This is a genomic window from Pseudonocardia sp. SID8383 (assembly GCF_009864975.1).
Classification (GTDB): Bacteria; Actinomycetota; Actinomycetes; order Mycobacteriales; family Pseudonocardiaceae; genus Pseudonocardia; species Pseudonocardia alni.
In genome coordinates this window covers 1-824 of the sequence record NZ_WWFY01000434.1, presented here as the reverse complement: position 1 = coordinate 824, position 824 = coordinate 1, and the positions used below count along the sequence as shown (strand labels likewise).

The 824-nt window shown below is 78.8% G+C and carries 1 protein-coding gene; it reads left to right on the top strand.

The genetic code is table 11. The features are described 5' to 3' along the window. On the top strand, positions 1-824 hold an 824-nt coding region (gene mftF, locus GTW08_RS10685; RefSeq protein WP_161151841.1), incomplete at both ends, for a mycofactocin biosynthesis glycosyltransferase MftF.

Below are 824 nucleotides of genomic sequence, written 5' to 3'. Positions count from 1 at the left end.
GGGGGGACGGTCCTGCGGCACGCCACCCCGCGCGGCCCGGCGGCCGCCCGCAACGCCGGCCTCGCCGCCGCGACCACCCCGTTCGTGGTGTTCCTCGACTCCGACGTCGTCCCCGAACCCGGCTGGCTCCCCCCGCTGCTCGCCCACCTCGCCGACCCCGCGGTCGGTCTCGTCGCACCGCGGATCGTGGCGCCGGACCCGGAACGGGGCGGCGGGCTGCGCGGGGCGGTCGGGCGCTACGAGGCGGTGCGGTCGTCGCTGGACCTGGGGCCCGACCCGGCACTGATCGTGCCGCGGTCCCGTGTCGCCTACGTGCCGAGCGCGGCGATGCTCGTCCGGGTGTCGGCGGTCGGGCCGGTCGCGTTCGACCCGCGGATGCACGTCGCCGAGGACGTCGACCTCGTCCTGCGCCTGCACGCGGCCGGCTGGGAGATGCGCTTCGAACCCGTCGCGCGGGTCGCCCACGACCACCGCACCCACCCGGGGGAGTGGCTGCGGCGCAAGGCGTTCTACGGCACCGGGGCGGCGCCGCTGGCGCGCAGGCACCCCGGGGCGGTGCCGCCGGTGATCCTCTCCCCCTGGACGGCGGCGGTCTGTCTGCTCCTGCTCGCCCAGCGGCGGGGGGCGACGGCGCTCGCCGCCGTCGTCACCGGGGTCGCGACCGAACGGCTGTCCCGGAAGCTGCCCCGGCTCGACCATCCGCGGCGCGGGGCGGCCCTGCTCACCGCGCTCGGCCTGTCCGGGGCGCTGTGGCAGACGGCGTCGGCGCTGACCCGGCACTTCTGGCCGGTCGCCGCGCTCGCCTGCCTGGTGTCGCGCCGGGC